The sequence below is a fragment of the Methylomonas sp. genome (assembly GCF_023228165.1).
GTDB lineage: Bacteria > Pseudomonadota > Gammaproteobacteria > Methylococcales > Methylomonadaceae > Methylomonas.
The window spans coordinates 79,169-95,650 of sequence record NZ_JALOBS010000022.1 but is presented as its reverse complement, the minus strand read 5'-3'; the positions used below and the strand labels follow the sequence as shown (position 1 = coordinate 95,650).

Genomic DNA, 16,482 nt, shown 5'->3' with positions numbered 1-16,482 from the left:
GGTAATGATTCCTATCGATTTAAACAACGGAAAAAGGCGGTGGAAAACCAATAACCCTACAGCTTAACTGGAAACTATTCGACGCTCTTTTGTGGAAACTTTTCAAAGCCGTTTGACACCATCGATGACTTAGCCCGTTACTTTCATCTTGATGACGCCGATCATGCGCTGATCGCCAAAAAGCGCGGCGATCACAACCGGTTTGGTTTTGCCGCTCAACTTTGCACCGTTCGCTACTTGGGTACTTTCCTGGACGACCCGCTGGATATACCGGCTCCGGTCGTGCAAACGCTAGCCAAGCAACTAGGCCTTTCGGTCACGGATAGTCTGCGGGCATACAGCCTCGGTGAACAGCGATGGCAACATACGGCGGAAATCCGTACTCGCTATGGCTATGTCGAAATTAACGAGCCTCAAGTCGGTTTTCGTCTCACTCGCTGGTTATATTCTTTGTGCTGGACGGGTACAGACCGGCCAAGCGTACTGTTCGAGCGAACGGCTACGTGGCTGGTAATGCATAAGGTTTTGCTGTCAGGCTACAGTACCCTCGAACGTTACATCGCCCGTCTGCGCAGTCGGGTGGAGAAGCGGCTATGGCAGTCGCTGTGTCGTGGCATCAGTCTCGAACAGCAAGCAGGGCTTGAAAAACTTTTGCTGATAGCGGATGGAAATCGTACTTCGCAATTGGATCGCTTGCGGACCGGACCGGTGATGATTAGCGGCCCATCGCTGATACAGGCGTTGCTTCGACTGCATTCGGTACGCCAACTTGGCATCAAACTGCCGGCGGCTCACATTCCGACAATGCGCTTGGCGGCCTTGGCTAGGTACGCGAGCACCGCCAAAGTAAGTGCAATATTGCGCTTGCCGCCTCAGCGCCGGCTGGCGACGCTGGTGGCCTTTGTGCATTGCCTGGAGGCCACTGCGCAAGACGATGCATTGGAAGTATTGGAAGCGCTACTACGAGACCTGTTTAATGCCGCCATCAGAGCCGATAAGAAAGCGCGGCTTCGCACGCTGAAAGACCTCGATAAAGCCGCTGCAACCTTAGCCGGCGCCTGCCAAATTCTTTTGGATACGGGCTTCCCCGATATTGAGCTGCGTACCCAATTGTTTGAGAAAATTCCGCGCGACACACTTGCTCAGGCTGTTGATGGTGTCATTGCCCTAATTCGCCCCGCTGACGACGTGTATTATCATGAGTTGGATGCCAAATACAAAACGGTGCGCCGGTTTTTGCCCGCGCTGCTTGAGCATATCCGTTTTGGATCGAATTCAGATGGTAAGCCAGTCGTAGCCGCTTTCGATTGGTTACGCACAAATATCACCCTGAAGAAACCCGGCAACGATGCGCCGCTCGAATTGGCTGACAAGTCGTGGCAAAAACATGTGCAGGGCGACGATGATTCTTTCGATTTACACGCCTACACCTTTTGCGTACTGGAGAAATTACAAACCGCATTACGCCGGAGGGATGTGTTCGTTTCCCCCAGTTGGCGCTATGCCGATCCGCGAGCGGGTCTACTCAAAGGCGAAGAATGGGACGCTACACGGCCACTGATCTGCCGAACGCTCGGATTATCCGCTAGCCCAGAGCCTACGCTCACGGCCATGGCCAACGAACTGGATCGGACTTACCGTGCCGTTGCCGCGAGACTGCCTGACAACCAAGCAGTGCGATTCGATACGATTGGCGACAAACAAGAACTAGTGCTCAGTCCGCTAGATAAATTGGACGAACCGGCCTCGTTGATCGCGCTACGCGATAAAGTGGCCAATATGTTACCGCGAGTAGAGTTGCCAGAACTCATGTTGGAGATTGCCGCACGCACGAATTTCACCGATGCTTTTACCCATGTCTCGGAACGCTCGGCCCGTGCAACCGATCTCCATGTCAGCTTGTGCGCGGTTTTGATGGCTGAAGCCTGTAATACCGGACTGGAGCCCTTGATTAGAGGAGATGTAACGGCGCTTAAACGTGACCGGTTATCCTGGGTCGACCAGAACTACATTCGAGACGATACCTTAACCGAAGCCAACGCCTCCCTGGTGGCGGCACAAAGTCGCCTTACATTGGCGAATGTCTGGGGCGGCGGCGAGGTAGCCTCGGCGGATGGCATGCGTTTCGTTGTACCTGTGCGCACTGTACATGCCGGCCCCAACCCAAAATACTACGGTACCGGTCGCGGTGTGACTTGGTACAATCTACTATCGAACCAGTTTTCCGGACTGAATGACATCGTAGTGCCTGGCACGCTAAGAGATAGTCTGATCTTATTAGCGGTGGTGCTCGAACAGCAAACCGATCTACAACCGACGCAGATCATGACTGACACCGGCGCATACAGCGACGTGGTGTTTGGTTTATTTCGCTTGCTCGGTTACCGTTTCTGTCCGCGTTTAGCCGATGTCGGCGGCACCCGCTTTTGGAGGATTGATCCCAAAGCTGACTACGGTTTACTCAATTCGATCTCAAAGCATCAGCTCAGCTTGAAGAAAATAACGCCACATTGGGACGATATGTTACGCTTGGCGGGCTCGCTTAAGCTAGGCAAAGTTCCCGCTACCGGCATCATGCGTACACTTCAAGTAGGCGATAGGCCGACTCGATTGGCGCAGGCCATTGCCGAATTCGGGCGCATCGAAAAGACGCTGCACACGTTAATGTATATAGATGACGAGGTCATGCGCCGGAGCACGCTCACCCAGTTAAATCGGGGAGAAGGCCGCCATAGTGTTGCCCGTGCAGTTTTCCACGGCAAACGCGGCGAGTTGCGTCAACATTATCGGGAAGGCCAAGAAGATCAATTGGGCGCGCTCGGCCTGGTGCTGAATATGATTGTGTTATGGAATACCATTTATATGGAGGCCGCATTGAACCAAATTCGAATGGAAGGCTATCCGGTTAGCGACGAAGATGTCAGCCGTTTGTCGCCTTTACAGCATGAGCATATCAACATGTTTGGACGGTATTCGTTTTCGGTACCGGAATCGGTCGCGAAGGGAGAGCTAAGACCATTACGCGATCAGGAGGGCAAAGATAACTGAAGGTGGTTAACGCTGCTTGCCGCAAAATCGATGCCTACAATTCCGAATGCGGCCATCCCAAATGCGCATCACAATAGACGCTAACTCGGTTTTCCGTTCCATTGCGCCTCAAACCCCTTATACATCAAAATCCATTGTATTTTTTAGAAGAACCTAATCTTTCTATTGTTGTATATAACACTAAGTGCTATATTTAATCCATAAAAATTGCGAGGCAAACAAGCAGGGCAGGCGTGCGAATATTCAAAAATAAGGCGTTCACACGATTTGCCAAAAAATCAGGAATAGACGATACCAGTCTCTGTAAGGCAGTCAGTGATGCCGAAAGGGGATTACTAGATGCTGATTTGGGCGGTGGCGTCATTAATCAACGTGTCGCCCGCAGTGGTGGCGGCAAATCTGGCGGGTTCCGCACCCTGATCTTGTTCCGCATCGGTTCACTCGCGTTTTTTGTGCATGGTTTTGCCAAAAATGAACAGGCCAACATAGATGATGATGAATTGGTCGCTTTACGGAAATTAGCAGCTGTCATGCTGGAGTATGACGATGCAGCACTGAACTGCGCATTGGCAAATAAGACATTGATAGAGGTAATCTGCGATGAAAAAACAATACCGTAGCCGTTTGATGGCCTCCGTGCATGAAACCGCCGAAGGCTTGCATGAGGCGGGCGTCATGGATAAGCGCACTATGCGCAAATTTGATGAACTATGCTTAACGCCGGTCAAACCCTTACAGCCGGAAGAAATCCGCGCGCTTCGGCAACGTGAACGCGCAAGCCAAGCCGTCTTTGCACGGCATTTGAACGTTACGACCGGTCTGGTCAGCCAATGGGAACGGGGTGAGAAACACCCAAAAGGCGCATCATTGAAGCTTCTGTCCCTGGTCGCCAAAAACGGACTGGAAGCGATTGCATAAATCCAAAGCCTAGCTAAGCGCTTGTTTTTATTATGAAATAGGACTGGAAATTTCAAAGATTTAACATAATCAATCTTATGCGAAGTCAACATGTAAACGCAATATAGTAATGTCCTGTTTTAGCAAATTAGAAATGTCCTGTCCGGGGTTTTAAGCCGGATTCCCAGAAAATTTCGTTATCGATTAACGCACTATTTTTGGGTACAAAAACGTCGGTTAATGAACTTTATTACCACCCGAATTAGAAAAAGATTTACAGATAGAATGAAGAATGTTCGAGACGTTGATTCTCAATGGTGCGAACGCTCCCCGAGATATATTTATCCACTTCAGCAAGCATATGAGGTATCTCTGATTCAGTAACAGACGACATTTCGGATAAAGGCTTCTGCGCATGATGATAGTTTCTATTACCCAATCATCCGTGTAGCTCTACATCCATGCTTCACCTAGCGCCTGTGCCTGCTGCAAAACCAGTTCAATCGCAGCCTCCTGTTGGTCTGGCGGATATTTGTACTTACGAAGGATACGTTTCACCATCAAGCGTAACTTGGCCCTGACGCTTTCCCGTTGCGACCAATCCACCGTAATGTTCTGGCGAAGGTTCTCTGTAAGCTCATGGGCGATAAGCTTCAGGGTTTCATCGGTCAGTTCGCGGACGGCTGATTCATTATCGGCCAGGGCATCGTAGAAGCGGATTTCATCTTCACTCAAGCCCAACGATTCCCCACGGCCAGCGGCTTCCCTAAACTTCTTCGCCATCTGAATCAATTCCTCAATGACCTGGGCGGTTTCGATGGCCCGGTTCTGATAGCGTTTGATAACATTGGTCAGCAACTCGGAAAACTTCTTCTCCTGTACCACGTTGCCGGCAAAGCGGGATTTGATTTCGCCTTCCAATAGCCGTTCCAGCAACTCCACTGCCAAGTTACGTTCTGGCAGATTGCGCACATCGGCCAGGAAGTCGTCGTCCAGGATGCCAATGTTGGGCTTATCCAAGCCAACCGCTTCGAAGATGTCCACCACATCTTCCGACACCACGGCGGCATTAATAATTTGCCGAATCGCCAGCTCGCGTGCTTCGTCTGTGCGTTTTTTTCGGCTAATGTCCGGCTTGGTCAGAATGACTTTCACCGCCTGGAAAAATGCCACCTCCTCCCGTACCGCCTTGGCTTCATCCAGCGTACAGCACAAGGTAAAGGCCTTACTCATCGCCAGAGCAGTATCAGCAAAACGTTTCTTGCCGTCCTTCTGGCCTAAGACATGGTTGGCCGCGCCGGCCAGCCGCTTGTGGCCGGTGGAGAGGAAGTCGCTGTAGTCATAGCCGTACAATATGCCTCGCAGAATATCGAGCTTTTCCTCCAGCACGGCATAGGCTTCAGCGGCATCGACGGTGGGTCGGCCACGGCCCTGGCTGGCGGTGTAGTCCTTCAAAGCCGACTTCAATTCGTTGGCGATGCCGATGTAATCCACCACCAGGCCGCCTTGCTTGTCCTTGAATACCCGGTTGACGCGGGCGATGGCCTGCATTAGGTTGTGGCCCTTCATCGGTTTATCGACATACAACGTATGCACACACGGCGCATCAAACCCGGTCAGCCACATGTCTCGCACAATCACCAAACGTAACGGATCGGCCGGGTCCTTGAAGCGCTTTTCCAGGCGCTTTTTCTGCTGTTTGCTGTAGATATGCGGCCGCAGCAAGGCCTTGTCACTGGCGGAGCCGGTCATGACGATCTTGATCGCGCCTTGCTCCGGATCGTCGCTATGCCAGTCAGGGCGAAGCTTGATGATCTCGTTATACAGATGCACACAAATTTCCCGGCTCATCGCCACCACCATGGCCTTGCCATCTTGTGCCTTGTTACGTTCTTCGAAGTGGGCCACCAAATCCGCAGCCACGCTGGCGATACGCGGTTCGGCACCGACCACTTTTTCCAAGGCCGCCCAACGACTTTTCAATTTGGCCTGCTGATCTTCTTCCTCATCCTCGGCCAATTCGTCGACTTCATCATCAATCTGCGGCAACTGCTCCGGCTTCAATGCCAACTTGGCCAGTCGCGATTCAAAGTAAATTGCCACTGTCGCGCCGTCTTCCTTGGCCTGCTGCATGTCGTAGATGTGAATGTATTCGCCAAACACCGCGCGGGTATCGCGGTCTTCCAGCGACACCGGGGTGCCGGTAAAAGCGACAAAGGTGGCATTGGGCAAAGCATCGCGTAAATGCTGGGCATAACCAACTTGATACATGCCTCGGTACTCGGCGGCCATATCCACCCTGCCCTCGTTGGCAGCGGTTTGTTGGGTTTTGACGGTTTTAAGCTTAGCTTCAAAACCATACTGGGTGCGATGTGCTTCATCGGCAATCACCACGATATTGCTGCGATCGGATAGCACTGGAAAACTATCTTCGTCGGCACCCGGCATAAATTTCTGAATGGTGGCGAAGACGATGCCGCCGGACGGCTGATTGGCCAGCTTGGCCCGCAAGTCCTGCCGGGTTTCGGCTTGCACCGGTTGTTCACGGAGTAGATCCTGCCCCAGTGAGAATACCCCAAATAACTGGCCGTCCAGGTCGTTGCGGTCAGTGATTACCACGATGGTCGGGTTCTCCATCGCCGTTTCCTGCATCACGCGGGCGGCAAAACAGGTCATGGTGATACTTTTGCCACTGCCTTGCGTGTGCCAGACCACGCCGCCCTTATGGTTGCCATCAGGGCGGGAAGCGGTCACCACTTGTTGAATCGCCGCGCGTACCGCATGGTATTGATGGTAACCGGCAACCTTTTTGACTAGGCCACCGTCATCCTCGAACAGCACGAAAAAGCGCAAGTAATCGAGCAAAGTCGCAGGATTCAACAAACCGTGTATCAGCGTTTCCAGTTCGTTGAATTGGCCTAACGGGTCCAGTGTGATGCCGTCGATGGTGCGCCACTGCATAAAGCGTTCGGCATCGCTGGATAACGAACCTAAGCGGGCTTCGCTGCCGTCAGAAATCACCAGCACTTCGTTGTACTGGAACACATCCGGGATTTGTTCTTTATAGGTTTGAATTTGATCGAAAGCTTTCCAAATGTCGGCATTCTCATCAGCCGGATTTTTCAGCTCCAGCAACACCAACGGCAGGCCATTGATGAACAGAATGATGTCCGGCCGGCGTGAATGTTTCGGCCCCTTGATGGCAAATTGATTGATCGCCAACCATTCATTGCTGGACGGCTCGGCAAACTCGATCAAGCGCACCCGATCCCCTCGCGTATCACCGTCCTTTTGATACTCCACCGGCACGCCATTGACTAACAGACGATGAAAGTGGCGATTGGCCGCCAATAATCCCGGCACTTCCAGATTCAACACCTGCTGCAAGGCATCTTCCCGCGCCGCCAGTGGAATAGACGGGTTTAAGCGGGCAATCGCCGAACGTAATCTTTCGACCAGCACCACTTGCAGGTAATTGTCGCGCTCCGGGTTGTCGCCATCCGGTGCTAGTTCTGGCCCGTAAAGGCTTGAGTAGCCAACCTCGACTAGCCAGCCGAGTGCTTCCTGTTCCAGTTGGTCTTCGGTCATTTAGGCTTCCCTAGCAAGATGTCGTTGAGGGCGACATTGACGTAATAATTGCTGCGTCCCACCTTGTGCTTCTGCACAAAACCATCATCGGACAGCGCTTCCATATATTTGGTGGCGGTGAGCCGCGACACCTTCAAATCACGTTGCGCAAACTCGATCTTGGTGTAAGGATGGGTAAACAAGTTGTTGATCAAATCCTGGCTATAAAACTTGTAGCCGGCCCGGATACGGTGCTTGTAATCGAATAACGCCGTTTTAATGGCATGTATCGTAGCAATAGTGTGGCTTGCGGTTTGCTCCACAGCTTCCAGCATATACAACACCCAATCTTCCCAGCTGTCGTTATCACGCACCGTTTGCAGCAAGTGGTAGTAATCGGATTTGGTACGTACGATGTGGCTACTCAAATACAGCACCGGTACGTCAAGCAGTCCTTCTTTGACCAAGTAAAGCACATTCAGAATTCGCCCGGTGCGGCCGTTGCCATCATAAAACGGATGGATGCTTTCGAACTGATGATGGATTAACGCCATTTTGATCAAAGGATCGGCGGCGAAACAGTCAGGGTCATTGATGAACCGCTCTAAATCGCTCATCAGCGCCACAATCTCGGCGGGTTCCTGTGGCGGGGTGTACACGGTTTCACCACCGGTATTCTTCAATGCCGTGCCAGGTAATTTGCGAAAGCCGGCATTATTACGCTCCAGCTCGGCCTGAATCTCGATGATGTGGTTGGCGGTAATCAAGCCGGTTTGTTGAACTTGATCAAAGCCTAAGCGTAAGGCCTGTCAATAGCGCAACACCTCTTTTGCTGCTGGATTGGCAAACGCTTCAGGTAACACATCATCCTTGAACAACTCATCGTGGGTAGTCACGATGTTCTCAATCTCGGAGCTGTCCTTCGCCTCCTGCAAACCCAGAGTGTTGATCAAGATGCCCTGATTGGGAATCGAAGCCGCGATACCTTTTAACTCCGCCAATTGCCGGCTACTACTGGCCAGCTTTTTTAGAATAGCCGGGGTATCGAAACGTTCGGCAGTCAGCAGTTCTAAGGCAGGGATGGTTGCCATCTCAAGGTGTCCTGGAGTTTATGTGTATAGAAAATCGAATTTTTTATACATGTTATAGCCGATATGTATAGAAAATGGGATTTTTTATATTGATACATCAAAAACATCCAGCCTTATCCTGTATGGCGTAACTCGTTAAAAAATGTTTTTTGCCATGCTATTGGCCAAATCATTTCGTCATTTTCTAAATCAAAAGGTGCAACCCAAAGCCGTAAATCTGATGAGTAATCAAACGGGGGCAGTACTTCAGAAAATCCTTTAGTTAAAGGATAAATCAGCAGCATTTCGCCTTTACCCGCTAGATATTTATGGCCGTAAGCAAACATCTGGTAAAAGTCGCTCTGGCTAAGTCCGTATTTGTTTTCGTCTTTACTTGACGAGATACGTTTCCATTTGGTGTCTAACACCAGGCAGGTTTGATGGCCACGTAGAATCAGAAAATCGGGCTTCAACTGAAACATACTCTTTTCTTGATGCGTACAGAGCGACTGACTGGCTGCTTGCGGTTTAAGTGAGTATGGAATGGGAAATTGTTTACGCAAGTTGACTTCCACATACCGTTCAAATAGTTTTTCCATTGGAAACAATAAGCTGATGCCGTGTGTTTTTCCCCGGAGTGCCAAAGGCATGTGTTGACCCAGCACCAGTTCGCACCACGGGCGCACTGGTTGATAATGTGCCATCAACCGATCATTACGCCATTTTAGAAACTCGGCAGGAACATCCTTACTACTTGGCAAATCAGCTAACAAACCGGCAAGTTCATGCGACAAACGCCAGGTATCTGGCTGTTGGGTTGCCTTACAAACTAGCATCAACGCCGACTTGATCAATCGATTTTCTGGACCATCAACTAAGAATAAGTCGTGTCGAATGTTGAAAATATGCGCTCGCCCAGGGGGTTGCCGCATTTGTTTGTTAATGTCCAGTTGGCCGCGCAAATAGCGCTGCTCTTCCTCTATCCGGCGATAGTCAAATCGTAAACCTCGTTTGATGAGAAGATCCAGCGAGAGTACAAACTGTTTCATTATCCATTCCAACAATGGGTGACGAAAGGTTTGGATGTCGGTTTTATCAGTAGTGCGTACCGGCAAATCAAGAGCCACCGCCAGCATCTTGGTCAACAACTGGCGGGAAGCCTCGATGGCTTGATCGTTAGCTTCGTCGGTATGTTTCGGTAATACTTCCAATAAGGTGCCGCAGGGTGTTTCCAGTATACCTACGTAATTATCTAACCTAAGCCAACGGCGATTTTCCAAATGCAGTAACGATGCGCCGCTTCGATTAAAACTGGCCGCCAGGTTACAAAGCCACTCAAACGCCGATGTTGAAACTGTGGCCTGATCCAGCGTTGACACAACGGAGTCGGTGGTCAGTCGTGCATATTCGCGCACGACAATGGGTTTCATCCCCCAACTCCAATAATGCCGCGATAGCTTTCAATGTTGCTGAATGCTCCCTCATTGATATGCCAACGCCTGTCTTGCAAGCTTTCGGCAATTTCAGCTCCAAACAAATGAGACAAACTATCCAGATTAGCTCCCGACGTATTTTGCACAAACTTTTGTTCATTCGGCTTACGTTGGTCGTTCAACACCCAGACGATCCGCTCCCAATCTTCAAAAAAATACTCCTGCAATAATGGCAAGATATTCATTGTAAAAATCCGACTTAGCTCGTCAAGTGAAGGATCATCTAGTAACGACATAAAATAAGCGTGCCCCAGGCAATGGTCTCGATCCAGCAGCACCTCAATTCGGTTATTCATTGTTCGTAACAATTCGCCGATGTTCACATCATCTATGTCGATCTCATCAAGCAAATCGGGTCTAGGGGGCATTTCCTTAAAGGTAAATCGCCGACGTAAGGCAATATCCAATCCAGCGAGCGAACGGTCTGCGGTGTTCATAGTACCGATCAAATAAACATTGTCGGGCACACTAAAGCGTTTTTTCGAATAAGGTAAAACCACTTCCAGAACTTCGTCCGAACCAGAACGCTTTGAATGCTCAATCAGGGTAATTAACTCACCTAAGATTCTCGAAACATTGCCTCGGTTTATTTCATCAATAATCAACACATAAGGTCGCTTCGGCTCTTGCTCTATCGCAGCTGAAGGTTTTGGTAACGGGTAACCTGCTGCTAATATAGCTCGCTCCAGTTCCTCCCAAGTAAAACGCGTTAATTCATAGACCGTTTTTAACGTAAAGCGCTTTTGGCCATTCAACGACAAAATCGAAAAGTCTATATCCGGTAATACCCAATTAACCGGTAACACGTGATTATAATCACCAATAATTCCGCTCGGCACGGATGGCTCATAACGATATTCGCCCTGAACCACGCCAATAGCGGCCACGTTGGTAACTGATCGAATACATAGAAGAATGTCGCCAGGGGCAACCTCCATTCCAAACGACTGAAGGCAACTTCTGTCGTTCGACCCAAGTTCCCACTTCGGATCATCAAGGTTTGCATGACGAATATCCCCGACATGTCCCCATCCAATGCGTGCTTCGCCGTTGGTCAAACAGTAGTTACGTGTAGTGCTATTACCAGCGCGATCAATCGATATTTTCCAAACTCTCGGTTTCTGACTGACGCCGATGGCAGAATTACTGGCCGGTTTTTCGCGCGCAGCATTGCAAAGCAATTTAAAAATACCGTCTTCGATGTAATAGTTCAGCTGTTTACTATCTTCGTCCAGTTCCGCGCGCAAACCTTCGACAAAGTCTTCGTAACTAAAGCTTTGGTGAAATGTAGTAAAGCGCACTTGTCCCAAACCCACAAAGTGATCAAAGCGTTCCTTCAAATGTTTGCGGTTGCTTCTGTTTTTTTCCAGAAAATCTGGATCGAGAATACGCAATGCTTCATTGATAGTGGCGTACGTTTTTCCAGTACCAGGCGGGCCATAGAGAATTTGATTGAGTGACGCATTGTTATCTACTGCCGCCTCAGTATTTATTTTCACAGGTTTGTCCTCACTATCATCCATATCGTCATAGGCGTCACATAGACCAATCAATTCGTTCATTGTATGGACATCAACCTGATCTGCTGGCTTACCGACATTCAACTCAGGCACATTGGCTTCTAGGCTATTAATTCGTGGGGTATTTGCTGAAAAGCGGGTTCTTAAGGAAACGCCGGGCACCAAAGCCGGCCAGTCGCCAGGCTCAAGGAAGAGGCTAACAATCGAGCCTCGCCCAACCAAACCAAGCTGCCTTCCTTTAGTAGTGAAAAACCCCGCCATGTATTTCACTGGGTCTTTAATGGGCTTGAACCGGTTTTGCAGATACTCAAGCGCTGATTCATGAGTCAGCTTTTCAGCTAGTATTTTCTGGCTTTCATTCCATAGCTGATCGGCATAGGCAAATAACTCGCGCCCACCCCGTTGTTGCATGAGTTGTTCATGTAGACTAGAACAAGGCAAATTTTTACTGGCCGGCCCGATAATGGCGCGTAAATTTTCGGCTTTGTAGATTGGCAATACACATGGTTTTTCTCGGTCTTGGTATAGAAAAGCCACTTTCCACTTAATGGCATCACCAAGATTAGCGTCATCTACTTTTGTAAGATCGCGTTCCCTTGATGCCTCAGCCACTTTCAGTATTTCTGCCTTAACGTTTTTAAATGCTTCTTCCGGAGTACTTCCGTATTTGCTATACCAAGCATAAATATCACCGAATATCAGACCTCTTCCATTAATTGCCTCGTTTTTATTACTTCGGCGATAGATTCCGAATTTAAAGGATGAACCACCCCAAACAGAACCGAGATCTTCAGTTTTTGTCTCTAGCCAATAAGTAAAACCATCTTGCGTGCCGGGCTTAGAATATTCGTCAAGTGTTAACTCACTTAGATGATCGAGGGGCCATTGAGCTAAAAATTCGTCCCATAACGAATTATGGATAATCAATTTTTCACTCATTGAACATACTCACTTGAATTTCAGATTCTGGCAGGCGGAGTTGGCCAGATATTAGACGGGGCAGCAGGGTATCGCGGAGGGTGGCGAGGGTTTTGGCTTGTTTTTCGTTCTCGAATATTCGCTCGTGGATTGGAGCAACTATTGTGTGAAAAAGATCAAGGGCGGACTTATCTGGATGAATGACAAACAGGCATTTCATATCTGCCACAGTTACATGACCTAACCCAGTAGTTTGTTTGTTCCGGGCTAATTCGGCAAACGTTGGGCGCAATTTTTTAAGCATTTGTAAAACAAACGAACGTTCCCCAGCAGCATGCGGAATTACACGGAAGATATGCTGGTTCAACCATGCCTTACCATGGTGCCAGACGAATGTATCAATCGAGGTGTCTGGATTTCCAGACCAAGAAAATAAAATATCGCCAATATCTATACGGTATCTCTCTGGCATGGCAACGTCGGAGTAGGCTGTTTGCGATGTGACACCCGCTTTAAGCTCTGCAATTTTGATGATCGGTAAGCCACGACATTCGAGATTCGGCTCAAATGCTTTGTAGGCAGCACCATTTATGTAAGTGGCTAGCTCATAAATGGGCGTGACTCTCCACCCCCTCGGCACCAACCCCAATTCCGATTGCTCAAAACTATCGGGAAACAGCGCGGCGGTGGCTTCGTCCATGCCTTCGGCGATGCGGCCTTGTTGTTTGGAGTGGACGGGGTCGAAATCGACAAACCACGATTTGAACAGCGCTTGGGCGATAGCTTCGAGCGTAGCGTTGGTTTCGCGTAGCAGATAAATGCGGTCGTCTAAGATGGCAAGCAATTCCCCAATCGCCTTTCGCTCAGTCTCCGGTGGGCAAAGAAATGAAAACTGCGCCACCGCACCATTTGGTACTCGCTGTCTACCTGATGTCCCTTCCATGCGGGAAATCGCAAAGGTTCTAAATTCTTCGCTTCTCGCAAGGTAATACAAAAAATTTCGGTCTGTCGGTATTTGTGGGGCTAAAACAATAAATTCTGTTGATCCGTGACCATTGATATTCAATGGGAGGCATGAAATAAGAGCCGTTTTTCCATTTTCTAGGCAAGGAGTAATACGCGCAAGCAGGGTATCGCCATTTGTAAATTTTGACCCACCACCAGAGAATGATCTTTCAGACACATCAGAAAAAGACACGTCCCTCGAATGGACTGGCAACGCGGCCATCTCAATAAATGGAGCAATTGTTCCTTTTTCTATCGGTCGCTTCGGATTTATATCTGCAAACTTTGCCAATGTAGTTGGCTGCCACTCAGAACTCATACCCCAACCTCCTCGCCCCAGCCCTTCAGTCGTTCGGTGATCTGTTCCGGGCTGGGCAGGTCGTTGCGGTAGTCTGCCGGGAGTTGCGGGGTGACGGTGTAAGTCGCAATACCCAATGGGTGGTTGGTGGTGCGTAGTGCATACTCGACCACGGTTCTGGTTTTGCTGCGGCAAATAACGATGCCAATAGCGGGATTTTCACCGTCCAGCCGGTGGTGCTGGTCGAGCTGATCGAGGTAGAACTCAATTTGGCCTTTGTGTTCGGGTTTGAATTCGCCAATTTTCAGCTCAATAGCGACCAGACAACGCAGGCGGCGGTGGAAGAGCAGCAGGTCAATGAAGTAGTCCTTACCATCTGCCTCCAGCCGGTACTGGTTGCCAACAAAGGCAAAATAGCCACCCATTTCGTCAAGGAAGCGGCGCAGGTTGCGGACCAGTGCTTCTTCCAGTTCGCGTTCGGAATGCGCGTTAGCCAGCCCGAGAAAATCGAAGGTGTAGTGATCTTTGACCGCCAGCATGGCTTGCGCCTTGACGCTTTCCGGTACGGCGGCGTCAAAGTTGGTTTGCCCGCTGAGATATTGCCGGTAACTCTGGTTGTCGAGCTGGTGTTGCAGCACCTTGGTTGTCCAGCCGAAACGGGCAGTGGCGCGCAGGTAAAACTCGCGTTCCAGATCGTCCTTGCAGCGCGCCATGATCAGCAGATTTTTTGCCCAGCTGATTTCTCCTATCAGTGATTGGAGAATTGGCTTGTCCTTGTATTCGTTGTAAAACTGGCGCATCGCCCACAAGTTCTGGACGGAAAACCCGTTTCGCCCCGGAAACTCTGCCTGCAAGTCGGCAGCCAGATTTTCGACAACCGACTTGCCCCAGCCTTGTTCAGACTGACGGCGGCTGATGTTTTCGCCCAACCACCAGTACAGAGCCAGCAGTTCCTTGTTGACTGCCCGGAGAGCCTGATGTTGGCACTGGCGGATTTGCTTTTTGATGTCGACAAGAAAATCGCCATAACCGGTTGGCCTTGCTGGAATCACAGGATGATCAGAACTCATACCCTAGCCCTCCCAGCTTCTGCCGGATCAACGCATCGAGTTCTGTCCCTTTCGCCATCTGCTCCCCAAGCTTTTCGGTGAGCTTCTGCATCTTGTCGGCAAAGGCTTCGTCGTCGTCCTCAATTGCTTCGGCCCCGACATAACGGCCGGGAGTAAGGACGTGACCATGTTCAGCGATTTCGGTCAGTTTGACGCTGCGGCAGTAGCCAGGGGTATCTTGATATTCTCCAGCCTCAGCTTCGCCTCGCCATGCTGCAACCGTGCCGGCAATTCTAGCTATCACTTCCTCGGTAAATTCCGTCTGCACCCGGCTAATCATGCTGCCCAGTTTGCGGGCATCGATGAACAGCACTTCACCTTGGCGGCTGGTTTTATCCTTGGCAAGAAACCATAGACAAGCCGGAATCTGAGTGTTGAAAAACAATTGACCAGGTAAAGCGATCATCACTTCCACCACGTCGGCATCGACCATCGCTTTGCGGATGTCGCCTTCGCTGTTCTGGCTGGAACTCATGGAGCCGTTGGCCAGCACAATGCCGGCGCGGCCGTTGGGCTTGAGCTGGTAGAGCATGTGCTGCAACCAGGCGTAGTTGGCGTTGCCTTGCGGCGGCGTGCCGTACACCCAGCGCGGGTCGCCTTCCAGGCTGCCGTGCCACCAGTCGCTGATGTTGAACGGCGGATTGGCCAGGATGAAATCGGCGCGTAAATCCGGATGCTGGTTGCGGGTGAAGGTATCGGCGGGTTCGCGGCCCAGATTGAAGTCGATGCCGCGTAGCGCCAGATTCATTGCCGCCAAGCGCCAGGTGGTGGGGTTGGATTCCTGACCGTAGATCGACACGTCGCCGAGCTTGCCGCCGTGGGCTTCGATGAATTTTTCCGATTGCACGAACATGCCACCGGAACCGCAGCAAGGGTCGTAGACTTTGCCATGATGCGGAGCCAGCACGGCAACCAGAGTTTTAACGATGCTGGCGGGAGTATAAAACTGGCCGCCTTTCTTGCCTTCGGCACTAGCGAACTGACCGAGGAAGTATTCGTAGACCTGTCCCAACACATCGCGGGCTTGGCCGGGATCATCGCCGAAACCGATAGTGGACACCAGATCCACCAGTTCGCCTAACTTGCCATCTGGCAGTTGGGCGCGGGCATAGCGTTTATCCAGTATGCCTTTCAGCTTGGGGTTTTCGGTTTCGATAATCGCCAGCGCGTCATCAATTTGTTTGCCGATATTTGCTTGTTTCGCGGCGGCGCGGATGGCTTCCCATCGTGCGGTTTCCGGCACCCAGAACACATTGACCTCTTTATAATAGTCGCGGTCTTCCAGTTCCTCAGCCAGCATGTCATCGTCGCACTCATGCAGGAAATATTCGTCGCTCTCGTCGGTAAAGCGTCGGGTCAGTTCGACACGGCGGGCTGCGAAGGTGTCGGAAATGTATTTGACGAAGATCAGGCCGAGCACCAGATGTTTGTATTCGGCGGCGTCCATGTTGGCCCGCAGCTTATCGGCGGCAGCCCAGAGCGTCCTTTTAATGTCGTCTAGCATGATTTATAAGTGTTCCAGGTAAAAAGCTTCTAATTATCTAACGAATGACAACC

11 protein-coding genes are annotated in these 16,482 nt (G+C 50.4%); 3 read left to right on the top strand and 8 right to left on the bottom strand.

What is annotated here, in order from left to right:
• Nucleotides 1-120 precede the first annotated feature (120 nt).
• The 3 genes from M0R33_RS16580 to M0R33_RS16570 all read left to right on the top strand — a co-directional run bounded on the left by M0R33_RS16580 (nucleotide 121) and on the right by M0R33_RS16570 (nucleotide 3,966).
• A complete protein-coding gene (locus M0R33_RS16580; protein ID WP_292571707.1) occupies nucleotides 121-3,048 on the top strand; it encodes a Tn3 family transposase in 2,928 nt (975 codons plus the stop codon).
• A gap of 233 nt (nucleotides 3,049-3,281) precedes the next feature.
• Entirely contained in the window at nucleotides 3,282-3,668 is a 387-nt protein-coding gene (locus M0R33_RS16575; protein WP_292571695.1) for a type II toxin-antitoxin system RelE/ParE family toxin, read from the top strand.
• Entirely contained in the window at nucleotides 3,649-3,966 is a 318-nt protein-coding gene (locus M0R33_RS16570) for a DNA-binding transcriptional regulator (RefSeq protein WP_292571692.1), read from the top strand. The genes M0R33_RS16575 and M0R33_RS16570 overlap by 20 nt, the downstream gene beginning before the upstream one ends.
• A gap of 432 nt (nucleotides 3,967-4,398) precedes the next feature.
• On the opposite strand, the gene M0R33_RS16565 is transcribed toward M0R33_RS16570, so the two are convergent.
• The 8 genes from M0R33_RS16565 to M0R33_RS16530 form a co-directional block, all read right to left on the bottom strand.
• Nucleotides 4,399-7,533: a type I restriction endonuclease subunit R gene (locus tag M0R33_RS16565; protein WP_292571689.1), complete on the bottom strand. Its 3,135-nt coding sequence runs from the start codon at nucleotides 7,531-7,533 to the stop codon at nucleotides 4,399-4,401.
• Nucleotides 7,530-8,279: a Fic family protein gene (locus M0R33_RS16560; protein ID WP_292571686.1), complete on the bottom strand. Its 750-nt coding sequence runs from the start codon at nucleotides 8,277-8,279 to the stop codon at nucleotides 7,530-7,532. The genes M0R33_RS16565 and M0R33_RS16560 overlap by 4 nt, the downstream gene beginning before the upstream one ends.
• Before the next feature lie 42 nt (nucleotides 8,280-8,321).
• The gene (locus M0R33_RS16555) at nucleotides 8,322-8,603 is read right to left on the bottom strand and encodes a Fic/DOC family N-terminal domain-containing protein (protein WP_292571683.1); all 282 of its coding nucleotides are present in this window, start codon (nucleotides 8,601-8,603) and stop codon (nucleotides 8,322-8,324) included.
• A 113-nt stretch (nucleotides 8,604-8,716) separates the two neighbouring features.
• A complete protein-coding gene (locus M0R33_RS16550) occupies nucleotides 8,717-10,012 on the bottom strand; it encodes an McrC family protein (RefSeq protein ID WP_292571681.1) in 1,296 nt (431 codons plus the stop codon).
• A complete protein-coding gene (locus tag M0R33_RS16545) occupies nucleotides 10,009-12,534 on the bottom strand; it encodes an AAA family ATPase (RefSeq protein ID WP_292571678.1) in 2,526 nt (841 codons plus the stop codon). The genes M0R33_RS16550 and M0R33_RS16545 overlap by 4 nt, the downstream gene beginning before the upstream one ends.
• Nucleotides 12,527-13,837 carry a restriction endonuclease subunit S gene (locus tag M0R33_RS16540; RefSeq protein ID WP_292571675.1) on the bottom strand — a complete coding sequence of 437 codons (1,311 nt, stop codon included), beginning with the start codon at nucleotides 13,835-13,837 and terminating at the stop codon, nucleotides 12,527-12,529. The genes M0R33_RS16545 and M0R33_RS16540 overlap by 8 nt, the downstream gene beginning before the upstream one ends.
• Nucleotides 13,834-14,886, bottom strand: a complete 1,053-nt coding sequence (locus M0R33_RS16535; protein WP_292571672.1) for a PDDEXK nuclease domain-containing protein — start codon at nucleotides 14,884-14,886, stop codon at nucleotides 13,834-13,836. Before M0R33_RS16535 ends, M0R33_RS16540 begins: the two co-directional genes overlap by 4 nt.
• Nucleotides 14,876-16,429 (bottom strand): class I SAM-dependent DNA methyltransferase, encoded by a 1,554-nt coding sequence (locus tag M0R33_RS16530; protein WP_292571670.1) that lies wholly within the window; start codon nucleotides 16,427-16,429, stop codon nucleotides 14,876-14,878. The genes M0R33_RS16535 and M0R33_RS16530 overlap by 11 nt, the downstream gene beginning before the upstream one ends.
• Nucleotides 16,430-16,482 lie beyond the last annotated feature (53 nt).